General features: G+C 62.5%; 12 protein-coding genes. 8 read left to right on the top strand and 4 right to left on the bottom strand.

Going from position 1 to position 18,207, the window contains the following annotated elements:
- Positions 1 to 6 precede the first annotated feature (6 nt).
- The gene (locus tag FE851_RS18115; protein WP_261371055.1) at positions 7 to 1,305 is read right to left on the bottom strand and encodes a PAS domain-containing protein; all 1,299 of its coding nucleotides are present in this window, start codon (positions 1,303 to 1,305) and stop codon (positions 7 to 9) included.
- 168 nt (positions 1,306 to 1,473) lie between these two features.
- The gene (locus FE851_RS18110; protein WP_261371054.1) at positions 1,474 to 2,508 is read right to left on the bottom strand and encodes an alpha/beta hydrolase family esterase; all 1,035 of its coding nucleotides are present in this window, start codon (positions 2,506 to 2,508) and stop codon (positions 1,474 to 1,476) included.
- 370 nt (positions 2,509 to 2,878) lie between these two features.
- Here FE851_RS18110 and FE851_RS18105 point away from each other — a divergent pair, with 370 nt between their 5' ends.
- From FE851_RS18105 to cobA, 8 genes are all read left to right on the top strand, one after another.
- Positions 2,879 to 3,460 carry an ANTAR domain-containing response regulator gene (locus FE851_RS18105; protein ID WP_017182451.1) on the top strand — a complete coding sequence of 194 codons (582 nt, stop codon included), beginning with the start codon at positions 2,879 to 2,881 and terminating at the stop codon, positions 3,458 to 3,460.
- On the top strand, positions 3,457 to 4,671 hold the full coding sequence (locus tag FE851_RS18100) for an ABC transporter substrate-binding protein (RefSeq protein ID WP_145205484.1): 1,215 nt from the start codon (positions 3,457 to 3,459) through the stop codon (positions 4,669 to 4,671). The genes FE851_RS18105 and FE851_RS18100 overlap by 4 nt, the downstream gene beginning before the upstream one ends.
- Positions 4,672 to 4,885: 214 nt before the next feature.
- A complete protein-coding gene (locus tag FE851_RS18095; RefSeq protein WP_019052798.1) occupies positions 4,886 to 6,130 on the top strand; it encodes a nitrate/nitrite transporter in 1,245 nt (414 codons plus the stop codon).
- A gap of 88 nt (positions 6,131 to 6,218) precedes the next feature.
- On the top strand, positions 6,219 to 7,439 hold the full coding sequence (locus tag FE851_RS18090) for an alginate export family protein (protein WP_145205481.1): 1,221 nt from the start codon (positions 6,219 to 6,221) through the stop codon (positions 7,437 to 7,439).
- Between the two features lie 203 nt (positions 7,440 to 7,642).
- Entirely contained in the window at positions 7,643 to 10,150 is a 2,508-nt protein-coding gene (gene nirB / locus FE851_RS18085) for a nitrite reductase large subunit NirB (protein WP_145205478.1), read from the top strand.
- Between the two features lie 5 nt (positions 10,151 to 10,155).
- Positions 10,156 to 10,491 carry a nitrite reductase small subunit NirD gene (nirD, locus tag FE851_RS18080; RefSeq protein WP_145205475.1) on the top strand — a complete coding sequence of 112 codons (336 nt, stop codon included), beginning with the start codon at positions 10,156 to 10,158 and terminating at the stop codon, positions 10,489 to 10,491.
- Entirely contained in the window at positions 10,491 to 13,100 is a 2,610-nt protein-coding gene (locus tag FE851_RS18075) for a nitrate reductase (protein WP_145205472.1), read from the top strand. The genes nirD and FE851_RS18075 overlap by 1 nt, the downstream gene beginning before the upstream one ends.
- Positions 13,087 to 13,878, top strand: a complete 792-nt coding sequence (gene cobA, locus FE851_RS18070) for a uroporphyrinogen-III C-methyltransferase (protein WP_145205469.1) — start codon at positions 13,087 to 13,089, stop codon at positions 13,876 to 13,878. Before FE851_RS18075 ends, cobA begins: the two co-directional genes overlap by 14 nt.
- A gap of 92 nt (positions 13,879 to 13,970) precedes the next feature.
- Here the strand turns inward: cobA and FE851_RS18065 are convergent, their stop codons facing one another.
- Together FE851_RS18065 and acnA are read right to left on the bottom strand one after the other, a co-directional pair.
- The gene (locus FE851_RS18065; RefSeq protein WP_145205467.1) at positions 13,971 to 15,383 is read right to left on the bottom strand and encodes a short-chain fatty acyl-CoA regulator family protein; all 1,413 of its coding nucleotides are present in this window, start codon (positions 15,381 to 15,383) and stop codon (positions 13,971 to 13,973) included.
- A gap of 109 nt (positions 15,384 to 15,492) precedes the next feature.
- Positions 15,493 to 18,171, bottom strand: a complete 2,679-nt coding sequence (gene acnA / locus FE851_RS18060; RefSeq protein ID WP_145205464.1) for an aconitate hydratase AcnA — start codon at positions 18,169 to 18,171, stop codon at positions 15,493 to 15,495.
- Between the last annotated feature and the right edge of the window lie 36 nt (positions 18,172 to 18,207).

The following is an 18,207-nucleotide window of genomic DNA, read 5'->3' as shown; positions in this document are numbered from 1 at the left end:
CTGTCGTCACACATCCTTCTCCCGCCGCGTAAGTTCACTGGTCTCGACCGGGCGAGGGGCGCCATGCGGCGCTCGCAAATTGGCAAGCTTTTCGACGACGGTTCGACTGAACCAATTGGTGTCCTTCATCACCGCTTCAATCGCCCCGATCAGTTCCAGTTCGCTATGACGCCGTTGATGAATGTCCTGGATAACCCACAAGATGCAGGTGTCCCGTCGCAGCGAGATGGAGGCGGCCGAGACGAGGCATTCCGTCAAGCCGCCTTCCTGCGTGCGCACCGTTGCATCCTTGCCGCGAAAGGCCGTCCGTTCGTCCAGCTCTTCCGCAGCTGTGTCCAGGAAGGTCGCATCCTTCCACAGATTGAGCGCCTGCATGGTCTTGCCCATGGCCTCGTCCGATGACCAGCCGGTAAGCTGGTGGAAAGCGTCGTTGGTGTCACATAATGTGCCCTCGTCGCAGGTCGTGATCGCCATTGCTATCGGCGCCAGACGGAACGTCGTGACGAACCGCTCCTCGCTGTGCCGCAATTCGTTCTCCGCCTGCCTGCGCGGCTCAAGATCTGCGAAGGAAAAGAGCATGCATGGCTCGTCATCCAGTTCGACGGGTTGTCCGGCAACGATCACCAGCTTGCGTCCGCCGTCGGGCAGCTCGATATCCGCCTGCATTTGCGGGACGGTCCGCCCTTCGCGTAGCCTGTCCTTGGCCGCGTCGAGATTTTCCGCGTCCTTGAGGATATCGATTTCGTAGAGGCTGCGACCAAGAACCTCATCCTTCTGATAACCTGTGAGGTCCACAAAGCCCTGATTGACCTTCACATAGCGCTGGTCGGCCAGCCGCATGATGACGGCAGGCGCAGGATTGACATTGAATGTCTGTTCAAAGCGCTGCTCCGCCTCGAAACGCAGCGACACATCCTGGATGACAAGCACGAGAAGGTCAGGATTGCCGTCTCCATCGGTGAGGATAAGGCTGCGAATCTGGTGAATCCATCGCGGCTCCTCCTCATTTCGCGGGATGACTTCCACGATGACCTCATCAAAGGCTTCTCCAGCAATGACGCGGTCGATCGGATAATCGCCTTCTCCCAGTCTATGCTTGTTGCGATACCGCAACTGGAAGCGCTCCCTGTAATCGTCGACATCCTTTCCAAGTCCGCTCAGGTCATCGACGCCGTGCATCCGAAGCGCTGCCTCGTTCGCCCATATGATGGCCTGGTTGGCATCTACCAGGATTACGCCTTCGCTCAGGCTGCCGATAATGTGCCTGAGACGATCGAGATCGATGGAGGGTTGAACATTGGTCATACATGGATTCCAATCGAACTGAACAAGCCCGCAAAGCCTCCAGCGAACGAGCCGCACTTCCCCGAATGGAATGTAGAGATCGTCGGCAAGCACGCTCCGGTCCAGCTAAGCGGAAGGACTGCATTTGGTGACAGGAATTTGGGCGATAATCGGCAGAAAAACGTCATTTTAAGGCCTGCGTCGAATGGCGAGGAAGAAGTCTAGCATGGCCCTGGATGCATCAGGCCCTGCCGGATCGGTGAAGGAGCCGCCGCGTCCTCCCGACCAGCCATGGCCCCCGCCATGGACCGTCCAGTCCTCTAGCAGCACGGTCCCGGCCATTGATCTGTGGATCCTGCGCGTAAATTCCCGGCCGCCTTGTGAACGGCCAGACACGGATTTAGTGACAAGTTGGCCAGGGTTGGAGCGTTCGAGATCGCGCAGAAACGCGCCAGCATTGGAAGGGTGTACCACGCGATCACGGTCGCCATGGAACACGATCGTCGGCAAAGGCCGCCGGACCTTTCCTGTCGGACGAGGCCGCGTATCGCCGCGCATGGCGGCAATCGCGCCTTGCAGGGACTGGACATCCTCATGCGCCACGCCTGAATGGATGCCAACTGCAACAAAGATGTCAGGATAGGCTGCTGCGAGGATGGCAGCCTCTGCACCGCCTGCCGATAGCCCGGCAACATAGATGCGGGCTGGATTGGCACGGCCAAGGGCCATTGCGTGGCGGGTGAGGGCGGCGATGACCGCCGGTTCTCCGCGACCGCGTTTTTGATGAGCGGGATTGTGCCAGTTCCAGCAGCGCGCCAGGTTCGCGCGTTGAGACTGCTGGGGATATAGCACGAGGAAACCAAGTTCGTCGGCGAGCGCGTTCATGCCCGTGCCGGCAGCGAAATCCGCAGCCGATTGCGAGCAGCCGTGCAGCATCACCACGAGCGGCATGCGTCGACGAGCCGAACCGTGCGGAGTGTAAAACTTATAAGCCAACGTGCCGTGCTTGCAGTGGAACTCTTGCGTGATGAAGCTGCCCGGTGCGGGGCGGGGCAAGACCGGCACCGCCTTCCGTGGCGAGGCTTGCTTGGCCTTCTTGGCCCGCTTGCGAGCCGGGCGGACCGATGGGGTGACGCTATCGCTCATCGCCAGGGCCGCAGAGATCGGGCGTCCCTTGCGCGCCAATCGAGCGGCCTTGAAAAAGGTCTTCACAAGATCGGCCATAAACGCCCCCGAATTTAACTGCATTTCGTCAACGACCAGCGGCCAGCATCGATCCTGATTAAAATTTTGCCTCTGGCATCATTGTTGGTCGTTGAGCCTCGTCGATCGTATAGAAGAATGGCGGCTGGTGCTCGTGAGCCGCCGGGAAAGTGGACTTTCCATATCTTGGGATGCGACCGCTGAATGACGGGAAACCGCCAGGGCGTGGCAAAAGAACAAAGCCGCCGCTCGCGACACACGTCTCCGATCAGATATGAGATAACGTTATATTCTGGTAAGGTGAAGTCAAGCTGCGCATCCGTGGCTTCTCCTCTTGACCTTGCCTTGCCGTTGCCCGACCTGCCGTCCCCATGTCCGGCGAGTCAGCTCCATGCGAATCGTGATCATTGATGACAGCGGGCTGCGGGCCAGCGTCCTCGAAGAGGGGCTGCACGAAGCGGGCTATGACGATATTCATATCGTCCCGCCGCGCGGCGGCTTTGTCGCGCGCCTCGAACGCATGGCCCCCGATGTGGTTCTGATGGACCTTGGCAGCCCCAGTCGCGATACGCTGGAGGAGATGCTGACGGTCAGCCGTGCGCTTGCCCGGCCGATCGCCATGTTCGTGGACCAGTCGGACGAGGCGATGATCGGCGCGGCGATCGACGCGGGCGTGTCGGCCTATGTCGTCGACGGATTGCGCAAGGAGCGGGTCAAGCCGGTGCTGGAACTGGCGGTGCGGCGCTTCAACGCCTTTGCCAAGATCCAGAGCGAACTGGAAGAGGCGCGCAGCGCCCTGTCCGACCGCAAGATCATCGACCGCGCCAAGTCCATCCTGATGAACCAGCGGTCGCTGAGCGAGCAGGATGCCTATGCGCTGCTGCGGACGGCAGCGATGAATCAGGGCAAGAAAATCGTGGAAGTGGCGCAGGCGCTGATTACCGCCAGCGACCTGTTGGGAGGAGGACTATGACGACAGGGCTGCGCATCGCCTTCCTGCCGCTGACCGATGCCGCCGTCTTGGTGGCGGCGCGGGAAAGGGGTTTTGCCGAGGAGGAGGGGATTGCCCTTGATCTCGTGCGCACAACCAGTTGGGCGACGCTGCGCGACCGGCTGGTCTTTGGCCAGGTGCAGGCCGCGCATATGCTGGCGCCGCTGGCCGTAGCGGTGACGTTGGGGCTGAGCCAGCAGCCCGCCGCTCTGGCTGCGCCTTATAAGCTGAACGTCAACGGCAATATGCTGGTCATGGCCTGCGATTTCGCCAAGGCGCTGGAGCCGGTCATCGCCAGCCGTCTGGCCGATCCGCTGGGCACCGCGCATGATTTTGCCGCCGCGATCGGCCGTTGGCGGCGTAAGCCCGTGATTGGCGTCGTCCACCGCTTTTCGAGCCATGCGATCATGCTGCGCTATTGGCTGGCGAGCGCGGGCGTGGACCCGGATCGCGATGTCGTGCTGCGCGTTCTGCCGCCGTCACTGACGGTCGAGGCGATGCACGCGGGCGAGATAGACGGTTTCATCGCGGGCGAACCGTGGGGCAGCGCGGCGGTGGAAGCGGGCCTCGCTGAAACCGTGGCGATCGGTGAACGCATCTGGCGGCGCGGCGTCGAAAAGGTGCTGGCCTTCCGCGAATCCTGGCTGGAGGAGAATCCGCAAACCGTCGACCGACTGTTGCGCGCGCTAGTGCGGGCGGCGGCATGGTGCGATGATCCAGCGCACCGCGACGACCTGACGCATTTGCTGGCCCGACCGGATTATGTCGACCAGCCCGCCTATCTGATCGATCGCGCCCTCTCCGGCACGCTTGTCGCGCGGGCTGGCGAACCCTCGATCGTCAGTCCCGATTTCATGCTGTTCGGGCGGGAAGCAACGCCCTTTCCCTGGCGCAGTCAGGCGTTGTGGATCTATTCGCAGCTGGTGCGTTGGGGCATGGTCGATCATGATCCGGATATGGCGGCGCGGGCCGGGGCCGTGTTCCGCCCCGACATATTCCGCCGCGCGCTGGCCGACAGCAATGTGCCGATGCCCGGCGCCAGCATGAAGCTGGAAGGGGCGGTCGCCGCGCCGCTGGCGGTCGGATCGCGCCGGGGCGAACTGACGCTGGGGCCGGACAGCTTCTTTGACAAGCGGGTGTTTGACCCCGAACGAATCGACGAATTTCTGAGCGGTTTTGCGCCGCTGCGTTGATTTCCGGCGAAAAATTGTGCCTTGCAACATGACGCGAATCGCGAGATAAGATTGTAACCGCGCGACGATGCGCGTTGAACAGGAATGCGTCATCCCAAGGTCGGGACCGCCATTCCGATCTATCACACAGCAAAGCCGCTGACCGGACGTCCCATCGGGAAACGTCCGGCCTGCGGCTTTTTTTGTTCATTTTCGAACCTGGGGGTGACCTATCATGGCAACTGCATATTGGGACCGGGAGGGCGAAGGGCAGCAACCCGTCGCCACGACCAGCTTCTGGAAGGCCGGCCACACGCCGACCCTGATCGCGGCATTTCTTTATTTTGACCTGGCCTTCATGGTGTGGGTACTGTTGGGGCCGCTTGCCCCGATGATCGCCAAGACGCTGATGCTGACGCCCGCTGAAAAGGGGCTGATGGTCGCCACGCCGACGCTGATGGGCGCGCTGCTGCGCGTGGTCAACGGCCTGCTGGTCGACCGGATCGGCCCGAAATTGTCTGGCGCGATCAGTCAGGTCATTGTCATCATCGGCCTGTTCACCGCCTGGGCGCTGGGCATCAACAGCTTTGAAGGCACGCTGGCGCTGGGCGTAGTGCTGGGTTTTGCCGGGGCAAGCTTCGCAATCGCATTGCCGCTCGCCAGCCGTTGGTATCCCGCCGAACATCAGGGCAAGGCGATGGGTCTGGCCGGCATGGGCAATTCGGGTACCGTGCTGGCCGCCTTGTTCGCGCCGGGCCTGGCCAAATTGTTCGGCTGGAACGCCGTGCTGGGCCTTGCCTGCATCCCGCTCAGCATCGTCTTTGTCATCTACATGATCATGGCGAAGGACGCGCCCAATGCGCCCCCGGCCAAGAAGATGGTCGATTATTTCCAGCCGCTCAAACAGGCCGACGCCTGGCTGCTGATGGCCTTCTATGCCGTCACTTTCGGCGGGTTCGTCGGCCTTGCCGCCAGCCTGCCGATCTATTTCACCGACCAGTTCGGCCTGACTCCGGTGATGGCGGGCTATTGCACCGCGGGTTGCGTGTTCGCCGGATCGCTGGTCCGTCCGCTGGGTGGCGCGCTGGCTGACAGGATTGGCGGCGTCAAGGCGCTGATGATGGTCTATATCGTCGCCGCGATTGCACTGGCGGGGGTTGCCTTCGCCACCACGCTGGGCGCTGCGCTGGGCCTGTTCGTCATCGCCATGCTGGCGCTCGGCACGGGCAACGGGTCGGTATTCCAGTTGGTGCCGCAGCGGTTTCAGGCGGAAATCGGCGTGATGACCGGCCTCGTCGGCATGGCAGGCGGCATTGGCGGATTCTATCTCGCCAGTTCGCTGGGCTTTGCCAAGCAACTGACCGGCAGCTTTTCGGCCGGTTTCCTGATCTTTGCGGGGTTGGCGGTGATCGCCTTTGCGGGGCTGGCGCTGGTCAAGGCCCGGTGGCGCGCGACATGGAGCACGGGCGCCCGCATCTGAGCTGACGTTTGGAGGGGAGGGGGCGGACCTTCATGGAAGGCCGCCCCCTTATACTGGTCGCACCATCATCCGAGGGGGGATGGCATCCATGAAATATATGATTGCGACGGCGGCCATATCGGCCGCCGCAGGGACCGTCATGTCCGCGGCCCAGGCCCAGGACATCAGGATCAAGCCGGTGGCCGAAGCACGCCTGCGTTACGAACATGCCGATCAGGAAGGGTTGACAATAGACAAGTCCGATGCGCTGACCATCCGCGCCCGTGCCGGGCTGGTCGCGACCAGCGGGGCGCTGAGCGCAACAGTCATCGGGCAGGGCAATCTGGCGGTGGTCGACAGATATTATGATGGGCTGAACGGGGCGGCGACGCGGCCGATCATAGCCGATCCAGAGAATGTCGCGCTTTATATCGCCCAGCTTCAATACAAGACCAAGCTGGTCACGCTGACCGGCGGTCGGCAGCGGGTCGCGCTGGACGACGAACGGTTTGTCGGCAATGTCGCGTTCCGCAACAATGGCCAGACATTCGACGCGATGCGGATGGAACTGACCCCCGCGCAGGGGCTGAAACTGGACCTGTCCTATGCGTGGAGCGTGCGCACCATCTGGGGTTTCCAGGGCAAGGGTGCGCGGCAGCAGGCGGTGAGCGGCGACAATATCTTCGCCAACCTGTCCTATGTCACGCCGGTCGGGACGCTGAGCGGCTTTGCCTATCTGGTCGATCAGGATGAAGCGGCGATGCAGGCATTCCGCCTGTCCAGCCAGACCTATGGCGTGCGGCTGGCAGGGACGCAGCCTTTGTCCAAGGCGGCGAAACTCTCCTATCAGCTGAGCTATGCCAAGCAGGCCGACCATCACGCCAACCCCAATAACTACAGCGCGGATTATTGGCTGGCCGATGCGACGCTGGACGTGAAGGGCTGGAAACTCAACGCTGGTTACGAAGTCCTGGGCGCGAGTAGCGGCGCTGCGTTGACCAGTTTCCAGACGCCACTTGGTACCAATTTCAAATTTCAGGGCTGGGCCGACAAATTCCTCACGACGCCAGGCAACGGCATTCGCGACATCTATGTTGGTGCTGGCTACGGCTGGAAGCAGCTAGGCCCGTTTTCCGGTGCGGCATTGATGGCAGTGTGGCATCGGTTCGACAGCGACCGGCTGGACCAGCATTATGGCGACGAGATCAACCTTATTGCATCTGCGAAGTTGAAGAAAACGGCGCTCTCCGTCCGTTACGCTCGCGATGATGCAAAGGTCATGGCGACGGAAACGCAGAAATTGTGGTTTCAGGCTGATTGGTCCTATTGATCGATCATGAACGGAATCGCTTGAGCGTATCGGCGATTCCGTTTATGGTGCAACGCAAGAGGGCGATGCTGCCCTTCCTACCATAGCCGAAGCGGTCCACAGGCGGATCGGCAAGGCGCATATGATGGCAAAGCCGCCATCCTGACTTTCGGTTCTTACCGGGGGTCAGGATGGCGGCTTTTTTGTTTTCCGGAGTGACAAGGATGGAATTTCAGGGCGGTTCAAGTCCGGTGACGGACAGCGGGGACGACATCGGCGTCCCGATGGACGATGTGCGCGAACATCTGGTGGTGGTCGGGAATGGCATGGCCGGGTGCCGAGCGGTCGAGGAATTGCTGGCGCGTGACCCGGCGCGCTACCGCGTCACCATCTTTGGCGCCGAACCGCACGTGAACTATAACCGGATCATGCTGTCCCCGGTGCTGGCGGGGGAAAAGACGTTTCAGGACATCATCATCAATGACCGCGCCTGGTATGACGATCATGGCATCACCCTGATCACGTCCGATCCGGTGTCGGCGATCGACCGCGCGCGCAAGACCGTTACCAGCCTGTCAGGTCGCACCATCGGCTATGACCGGCTGTTGATTGCCACGGGGTCCGACCCGTTCATCATCCCGGTGCCCGGCAAGGATCTGCCCGGCGTCATCAGTTTCCGCGACATGAAGGATGTCGATGCGATGCTTGATGCCGCCAATCGCGGCGGTGACGCCGTGGTCATCGGCGGTGGTCTGCTGGGGCTGGAAGCGGCGCACGGCCTGACCCTGCGCGGCATGAAGGTGACGGTGCTGCACATCATGCCCACGCTGATGGAACGGCAACTCGACGAAGCGGCGGCCTGGCTGCTCAAGAGTGCGTTGGAAGGGCGGGGCCAGACGATCCTGACTGGTGCCGACACAGCCGAAATATACGGTGATGGCAAGGTCGAGGGCGTGCGCCTGAAGGATGGTACGCAAATCCCCGCCAGCCTGGTCGTAATGGCGGTAGGCATTCGCCCGTCGGTCGCGCTGGCGCGCGATGCGGGGCTGGATGTCGAGCGCGGCATCAAGGTGGACGACCATATGGTCACCAGCGATGCCGCCATATTGGCTGTGGGCGAGTGCGTCGAACATGACGGCAATGTCTATGGCCTGGTCGCGCCGCTGTGGGATATGTGCCGCGCCTTGGCCGATGGCCTGACCGACCGGCACAGCGGCTACAAGGGCAGCGTCACGTCGACCAAGCTGAAGGTCGCGGGGCTGGATGTTTTTTCCGCGGGCGACTTTTCCGGCGGCGAGGGGTGCGAGGACATCGTCCTGCGCGACGCATCGCGCGGCATATATAAGCGTGTTGTGGTGAAAGACGACAAAGTCGTGAGCGCGGTTCTCTATGGCGACACGGCGGATGGCGGCTGGTATTTCGATCTGTTGAAGCGCGGCGAAAATGTCGCCGACATTCGGGACCTGCTGATCTTCGGCCAAGCCTTCGCCTCCGGAGGGGGCGCGCTGGACCCTAAGGCGGCCGTTGCAGCGCTCTCGGAAGATGCCGAGATTTGCGGCTGCAACGGCGTTTCCAAGGGCCAGGTCGTCGCCTGCATCGAAAAGGGCGCGTGCAGCCTGGATGCGGTCCGCGCAGGGTGCAAGGCATCGGCCAGTTGCGGCAGTTGCACCGGCATTGTCGAAAATATCCTTGCGCTGACGCTGGGTGATGAGGTGCAGTCCGGTCCCAAAACGATGTGCAAATGCACGAGCTTCAGCCATGACGATGTCCGCCGTGAAATCGTGGCGCAGGATATCCGCTCGATCCCCGAAGTGATGCAGAAGCTGCATTGGTCGACGCCCGACGGCTGTTCGTCGTGCCGCCCCGCACTTAATTATTATCTGCTGTGTGCGCTGCCGGGCGTTTATGTCGATGACCAGCAGAGCCGTTTCGTCAATGAACGGATGCACGCCAATATCCAGAAGGACGGCACATATTCGGTCGTCCCGCGCATGTGGGGCGGCCTCACCAACCCGCGCGAATTGCGCGCGATTGCCGATGTAGTCGAAAAATACGACGCGCCGATGGTCAAAGTGACCGGCGGCCAGCGGCTCGATATTTTTGGCATCAGGAAGGAAGATCTGCCCGCCGTCTGGGCGGACTTGAACGCGGCAGGCATGGTGTCCGGCCATGCCTATGGCAAGTCGCTGCGCACCGTCAAAACCTGTGTCGGGTCCGAATGGTGCCGCTTTGGTACGCAGGATTCGACCGGCCTAGGCGTCAAGACCGAACGGATGACCTGGGGGTCGTGGATGCCGCACAAATTCAAGATTGCGGTGTCGGGTTGCCCCCGCAATTGCGCGGAAGCGACGATCAAGGATTTCGGCATCGTCTGCGTGGATTCAGGCTATGAACTGCATGTCGGCGGCAATGGCGGCATCCATGTTCGCGTCACCGACCTGCTGTGCAAGGTCGCGACCGAACAGGAAGCGCTCGATTATTGCGCCGCCTTCACCCAGTTGTATCGCGAGGAAGCCCGCTATCTGGAGCGCACCGCGCCGTGGATCGAGCGGGTTGGCATCGCCTATGTAAAGCAGCGCATCGTCGAGGACGATGCCGGGCGCGAGGCGCTGCGCGCCCGCTTCCTGTTTTCGCAGCAGTTCATGCAGGATGATCCGTGGGCGGAGCGTGCAGCCGGTGTCCATAGCGACCTTCACCAGCATCTCGACCCCATTTCCATCGCGGCGGAGTGAGACATATGACCGACTGGATCGACATCGGCACGCTGGCCGACATTCCGCAGCGCGGTGCCCGCACCGTTCACATCGGTGGCGAGAAAGAAATTGCCGTATTCCGCACCGGCGACGACCAGATTTTTGCACTGGTCAATGAATGTCCGCACAAAAAGGGGCCGCTGAGCCAGGGTATCGTCCATGGCCACAGCGTCGCCTGCCCGCTGCATAACTGGAACATCGCGCTGAAAAGTGGCGAGGCGCAGGGCGAGGATAAGGGCTGCACCCCGACGATCGCGGTGAAGCAGGAGGATGGCCGTATATGGATCGCGCGGCCCGAAATGACGAAGGTGGCTGCCTGATGAGTCAGGCGATCCGCACCACTTGCGCCTATTGCGGCGTCGGCTGCGGCATCGCAGCGACGCCGACCGGCGGCCGCGCCGTAACGATCAGGGGGGATGAGGCGCATCCGGCCAATGGCGGCAAGCTCTGTTCCAAGGGCACGCATCTGGGCGAGACGATCGGCCTTGAAGGCCGCCTGCTCCATCCGATGATCGGCGACCGGCGGGCCAGTTGGGACAAGGCGCTGGATCTGGTCGCCAAGCGGTTCCGCGACACGATCGCCAGACATGGGCCGGACAGCGTCGCCTTCTATGTCTCCGGCCAGATACTGACCGAAGATTATTATGTCGCCAACAAGCTGATGAAGGGCTTTATCGGATCGGCCAATATCGACACCAACAGCCGGTTGTGCATGTCGAGCGCGGTGGCGGGACACAACCGAGCCTTCGGCGAAGATGTGGTGCCCGCCAGCTATGATGATCTGGACAAAGCCGACCTGATCGTCCTCATCGGGTCCAACACCGCCTGGTGCCACCCGATCGTCTATCAGCGAATACAGGCCGCCCGCGCCGCGCGCGGCACGAAACTGGTGGTGATAGACCCGCGCCGCACCGAAAGCTGCGAGGGCGCGGACCTGCATCTCGCGCTCAGGCCCGGCAGCGACGTCGCTTTGATGAACGGGCTGCTGGCCTGGATGGATCAGGCAAAGCTGATTGACGCCGACTTTCTGTGCGACAGCGTCAGCGTGCCCGACGGTTTCTGGGATCATATTCGCACCGGCCATGACCTGTGGACGACGGCCAAGGCCTGCGATGTCTCGCCCGTCGTGCTCCAGCAATTTTATGAGCTGTTCGCTGCAACGCCGCGCACCGTCACCCTGTTCAGCCAGGGAATTAACCAGTCGATCCGTGGCACGGATCAGGTCAACGCCATCCTGAACGTGCATCTGGCGACGGGCCGCATTGGCAAGCCGGGCGCGGCGCCTTTCTCTATCACTGGCCAGCCCAACGCCATGGGCGGGCGCGAAGTCGGCGGGCTGGCCTCGACACTGGCCGCGCATATGGATTTCGCACCGGATAATGTTGCGCGGGTTGGGCGTTTCTGGGCCGCGCCGACCATGGCGACCAAGCCGGGGCTTAAGGTCGTCGACATGTTCCGCGCCATCAACGAAGGCCGGATCAAGGCTTTGTGGGTGATGGCGACCAATCCTGCCGTCTCATTGCCCGACGCCAATCGCGTCCGCGAAGCGCTGGAAACGGTGCCGTTCCTGGTCGTGTCGGACGTGATGGCCACCACCGACACTGCCGTCCACGCCCATGTCCGCCTGCCTGCTGCGGCCTGGGGTGAAAAGGATGGCACTGTCACCAATTCCGACCGCACGATCAGCCGCCAGCGCGCGCTGATGCCGCAGCCCGGCGAGGTCAGGCCCGACTGGTGGATCGTGACGCAGGTTGCCCGCCGGATGGGCTGGCGCAACGCCTTCGCCTATGATCGTCCCGCCGAAATCTGGCGCGAACATGCCCGGCTGACTGCCTATCAGAATGATGGCGCGCGGTTGCTGAACCTGCGGGCTCAGGCGGCGATCGGCAATGACGCCTATGACGCGATGGAGCCCTTCCGCTGGGGCGACACGCCCTTTGCCGACGGGCGCTTTTCGACCCCCGATGGCAAGGCGCGGCTGGTGCCGGTGACGCAAATGGACCTGCAGGGTCCGCTTAGGGACTGGCCTATGACGCTCAACACCGGGCGCTACCGCGATCAGTGGCACAGTATGACCCGCACGGGCCTAAGCCCCAAACTCGCGCGACACCGGGAAGAGCCGCTGGTCGAAATCCATGCAGACGATGCCGTTCGGCTGGGCATCGCCGATGGTGATCTGGCCCGCGTATCGACGCCGCAGGGGGAAAGCCTGTTCCGCGCGCGGATCAGCGATGGCCAGCGCCCCGGCGAAGTCTTTACGCCGATCCACTGGACCGACCAGCAATCGAGCGGCGGTCGCACCGGCCTGCTGCCGCGCCCCTTGGTCGATCCCCATTCGGGACAGCCGGGGTTCAAATCCACCCCCGTCCGGGTCGAAAGGCTCGCCACCGAATGGAAGGGTTTTCTGATCCTGCGCGGGGCCGAACCCGTCCGCGTGCCATGCCTGTGGGCGACGCGCATCACCGTGCCGGGCGGCGCGCTCTACGAAGTGGCGGGCAATGGCGATCCGGCACGGCTGGAAGCCTGCTTGCCCAAGGGTGACCGGGTCGAGGCGATCGATCGGGCGCGCGGTACCCGCCGCGTCGCGATCATCCGCGACGGCAGGCTGGCGGGCGTACTGATCGTCACCCGTAACGGCATATTGCCCAGCCGCGACTGGCTGATCGGCCAACTCGCGGTCGAGGGAGTCGGCGCATCGGTGCTGGCGGCGCGCGGGCCGGGGAGCCAGCCCGATAAGGGAGCCATCATCTGTGTCTGTTTCGACAGTGGCCTGAACATGATCGTCACGGCCATTCGTGAACAGGGTCTGGTCGATGTGTCCGCGATCGGCGCAGCTTTAGGGGCAGGAACCAATTGCGGGTCATGCCGCCCCGCGCTGGCCAGCATATTGGCGCAGACACAACAGGAGACGCTTCATGCAGCTGAATGATTTGCCAGATTCCCCGATAGCGCCCGGACAGGTGTGGCTGGTGGGGGCGGGGCCTGGCGATCCAGACCTCCTGACCCGCAAGGCCGAACGGCTGATCGCTGCTGCCGACATCGTCTTTTACGATGCATTGGTAGGGCCGGGGGTGCTTGGCCTGATCCCGCCAGGCGTGGAACGGGTGGGTGTCGGCAAGCGGTCGGGCCGCCACAGCAAGGCACAGGAAAGCATCAACCACCTCCTGCTCGCGGCGGCGAAGGCGGGGCGGCGCGTGGTCCGACTGAAGGGCGGCGATCCGTCCATCTTTGGCCGCTCGGCTGAGGAAATGGCGCATCTGGGCCGTCAAGGCATCCCTGTCCATATCTGCCCCGGCATCACCACGGCGAGCGCAGCGGCAGCGAGTGGCCATATGTCACTCACGCTGCGCGGCGTCGCGCGCGGGTTGACGCTGGTGACCGCCCATCTAATGGCTGGCGAGCCGCTCGCGCTTGACTGGCAGGCGCTTGCGAGCAGTGGGACACTTGGCATCTACATGGGCCGCGCGGCGGCGAGCGAGATCAGTCGTAATCTGATCGATGCGGGGCGGCACCCTGACACGCCGGTCATGGTCGCGGTCAACGTCTCCCTGCCGACCGAGCGACTCATTCGGGGCAAACTCTCCGCGCTCGCCTTCCTGGTTCAGGCCGTCAGCGACAAGGAGCCGACTCTATTGTTGATAGGCGAGGCGGTCGTGGATCATGGCCGCGCCGAAGCACAGGGCAATCGCGCCCTGCTACCCGCCTGACGACTTATCACAAGGGGCGGACACGATCCCGCGTGCGGACAATTTGCTCCGGTGATGGCTTGGCGTGGATGAGACTGTTTGAGTGCCGCGCCTTAGTCCACCGGATATGGCGCGGCTGAGCTGCGGTTTTCGTCCACCGTCACGGGGCGACCAATTGGTGGGAAAGCGCGTTGCAGGCAGTTTGGCCGCTCGCAGACTTTGCAACCGGCCCCGATTCGCGTCGCCATGGCGGGATCGGCAAGGTCCAGCCCGCGCGCGTAGATCAGACGGGAGGCATGGCGAATATCGCAGCCAAGGCCGACAGCGAAAGTCTTGCTCGGCTCTGTGTAACCCGCGTTGCCGCTGCCCACCGTGCGGGCCACCCATAGATAGGTGCGCCCGTCCGGCATCTGCGCCACTTGGGTCAGCACTCGACCGGGTTGTGCGAAAGCTTCATAGACGTTCCACAGCGGGCAGGTGCCGCCCACGCGGGAAAAGTGAAAATCGGTAGCGGACTGCCGTTTCGAGATATTCCCTGCCCGGTCAACCCGGATGAAAAAGAATGGCACGCCGCGTGCCTGCGTGCGCTGCAGCGTGGAAAGGCGGTGGCAAACCGTTTCGAAGCCGACACCGAAGCGGCGTCCGAGCTTCTCGATGTCGTAGGCCTCCTGTTCCGCCGCCGCCAGAAAAGGGCCGTAAGGCAGAATGAGCGCACCTGCGAAATAGTTGGCAAGGCCGATCCGCGCCAGCCTGCGCGCTTCCTCTCCAGTCAGGACCGGATCATCTGCCAATCGGTCGATCTCTTGGCCCAGTTCCAGGAAGCCCAATTGCGTGGCCATCTGGAAGGTTTGCTGGCCCGTATTCAGATTGGCCGAAACATGGAGCGTGCGGGTCAACGGATCGTAGCGACGCTGCGTCCAGTTGTTCTCAGCATCGCTGTCGTCACACAGGACGTGTACGCCATGGCGCTCCTTGAGCCACGTGATCACGCCGCTATGAATGGTTCGCGGTGTCAAACCGGCTTGCAGGTAAAGCCGTTCGGCCGCTTCATCCAGCGGTTCGACGTGATTGTGGCGAGCGTAGAAGAAATCGCGCACCTGTTCGAAAGGCATGCGCGGCGGGCCGCCGGCGACCCATTCGTCCCCTAGCTGCGCGGCCATCGCCTCGGATCGTTCCGAGGCTTCGCGATAGCGCCGATGCAGCGATATGAGCGTGCGACCAACAGCGGGCATGTTCATCGCCAGTTCGCGCACTTCGGCCAGCGAGATTGTATCCGACCCATCCGACAGGGCGTCGCGCAGGTCGGTAATGAGCCGCGCTTCCTCGTCGTCGGAAAAGAGCTGGACATCGATACCGAATACGGCGTTGATCTTCACCAGCACCGGCACGGTCAGCGGCCGCTGATTCTGTTCCAGTTGGTTGAGATAACTGGCTGATATGCCGAGCGCTTGTGCCAGTTCGATCTGCTTGAGCTTCTTTTCCTCCCGCAGCCGCCGCAATCGCACGCCCATAAATGCCTTGCGCATCAATCTGTCGCTCTTCGCATTATTCGCAAATTCTCAGGCCCCGATCTCGTTTTCGTTGAATATCAGCGCATTTTTGCATTAGTCGCAATCTGAAATGTTTGCGAAAGGCTCAGGCCGCGAGATTGCGCAGCACGTAAGGCAGGATGCCACCATTCAGGTAATAGGCCAGTTCGTCGGTCGTATCGATGCAGCAGAGCGTCTTGAAGCTGAAGCGCAGGCCATCCGCCCATTCCCCTTCGACCGTCACGATTTGGCGCGGCTGCAGTCCGGCGAGACCGGTAATGGTAAATCGCTCGTCACCACGTAGGAAGAAACGATTGCGGGTCATCCCATCGGTAAACTGGAGCGGCAGGACGCCCATGCCGACAAGGTTGGAGCGGTGAATGCGTTCGAAGCTCTCGGCGATGACCGCGCGAATTCCAAGTAGCGCAGTTCCTTTCGCAGCCCAGTCGCGGGATGAGCCGGTTCCATATTCCTTGCCAGCCATAACGATCAGGGGCGTCCCGGCCGCCTTGTGCCGCATGGCAGCCTCATAAATGGGCAGACTTTCGCCGTTCAACATCGTGTTGCCACCCTCGATACCGCCCATCATCTCGTTGCGGATGCGGATATTGGCGAAGGTGCCGCGCATCATGATCTCATGGTTTCCGCGACGGCAGCCATAGCTGTTGAAATCTGCAGGAAGCACCTGTTGTTCCTGCAACCATTGGCCTGCGGGGGAGGAAGCTTTGATCGATCCTGCCGGAGAGATATGATCTGTGGTGATCGAATCCCCGAAGATGGCGAGGCACCGCGCCGCGATGATATCGGTCACCGGCGCAGGCTGACGATCCAGGGCTTCGAAGAAGGGCGGTTCCGCGATGTAGGTGGAGGACGTCGGCCATTCATATGTGGCGCCTTTCTTGACCGCCAGCGCCCTCCAGCGCGCGTCGCCCTCGTAAACATCGGCATAGCGGGCGGCGAACATCTCAGGATCGATCGAAGTGGCGATAATGGCGGCGATCTCGGCGTTGGACGGCCAGACGTCGCGCAGATATACTGGCTGTCCGTCTGCGCCATTGCCGAGCGGTTCGATGCTAATGTCGCGCGACACGCTACCCAGCAGGGCGTAGGCGACGACCAGCGGCGGCGAGGCCAGATAGTTGGCGCGAACATCGGGTGAAATGCGGCCTTCAAAGTTGCGATTGCCCGATAGCACGGCAGCAGTGACAAGGCCGTTGCGGTTGATCGCCTCGCTGATAGACGTTTCCAGCGAACCGGAATTGCCAATGCATGTCATGCAACCATAGCCGGTCAGCGCGAAGCCCAGCGCATCAAGGTCTTCCTGAAGGCCGGAGCGGACAAGATAATCGGTCACCACCTTGCTGCCGGGGGAGAGCGTCGCACGCACCCAGGGTTTGGGCATCAGACCCAGCGCCCGTGCCTTGCGAGCGACCAGACCAGCCGCGACGAGTACCGAAGGATTGGAGGTGTTGGTGCAACTGGTGATCGCAGCGATGGCGATGTCACCATGGCCAAGCGTGAAGTCCGCGCCGTTAACCGGCACGCGAGCGTTCAGTTCGTCCGCCTTGCCGTAGGCGCCTGCCAGTTCGGTGCGCAGGCCGTGGGCTACATCCTTGAGCCGCACGCGATCCTGCGGACGGCGCGGGCCTGCAACAGATGGAAGCACCGAGGCCAGGTCAAGCTCCAGCAGATCGGTGAAAACGGGCTCCGGGCTGGCCGCATCGCGCCACATCCCCTGCGCCTTCGCATAGGCCTCGACCAGCGCTACCCGCCTTTCATCCCGCCCGGTTAGGCGAAGGTAGGCAATGGTCGCTTGATCAACCGGAAAGAAGCCGCACGTCGCGCCATATTCCGGGGCCATGTTGGCGATGGTCGCGCGGTCCGCCAGCGGTAGGGCATCGAGCCCGGCGCCACAAAACTCCACGAAACGCCCGACCACCCCATGGGCGCGCAGCATCTGGGTGATGGTGAGCACCAGATCGGTCGCGGTCACGCCCTCGGTCAGCGCGCCTGTCAGGCGGAGGCCGACGACTTCGGGAATGAGCATCGACACCGGCTGCCCCAGCATGGCGGCTTCGGCTTCTATCCCACCCACCCCCCAGCCCAGCACGCCAAGGCCGCCGACCATCGTAGTATGGCTGTCCGTGCCGACGCAGGTGTCGGGATACGCGACCAGTGCAGCGCTTTCGTCCGCGCTGGTCCAGACAGTCTGGGCGATGTGCTCCAGGTTCACCTGATGGCAGATGCCGGTGCCCGGCGGCACGACCTTCAGATTGTCGAGCGTGGCCGCGCCCCATTTGAGGAATTCGTAGCGTTCGGCATTGCGTGCATATTCGATGGCGACATTGGCATCGAACGCATTTGCCGTGCTGGCCTCATCTGCCATGACGCTATGATCGATTACCAGGTGGATCGGTATCTGAGGATTGATCCGCGACGCATCGGCGCCCCATCGGTTCATGGTGTCGCGCATGGCGGCCAGATCGACGATGCACGGAACCCCGGTGAAGTCCTGCATCAGCACACGGGCCGGACGGTACTGGATCTCGCGCGTGGAGCGATAGTCCTGCTGCCATTCGACGAAGGCGCGGATGTCATCGACCGTGACCGAAGTGCCGTCCTCGAAGCGCAGGAGGTTTTCAAGCAGCACCTTGAGGCTGAAGGGCAGGCGACTGATGTCGCCCAATCGCTCAGCTGCGCGGGGGAGGCTGTAATAAGCATAACCCTGCGCCTCGACGGTCAGGGTGGTACGGGTGCCCAAGGTGTCGCGGCCTATGGCGGTCATGGCGATGGTCCTGTAGTCTCGTGATTGGCACGCATG

This window comes from Sphingobium sp. B2, from assembly GCF_007693735.1.
In the GTDB taxonomy this organism is placed as follows: domain Bacteria; phylum Pseudomonadota; class Alphaproteobacteria; order Sphingomonadales; family Sphingomonadaceae; genus Sphingobium; species Sphingobium xenophagum.
This window is presented reverse-complemented; position numbering and strand designations above follow the sequence as displayed.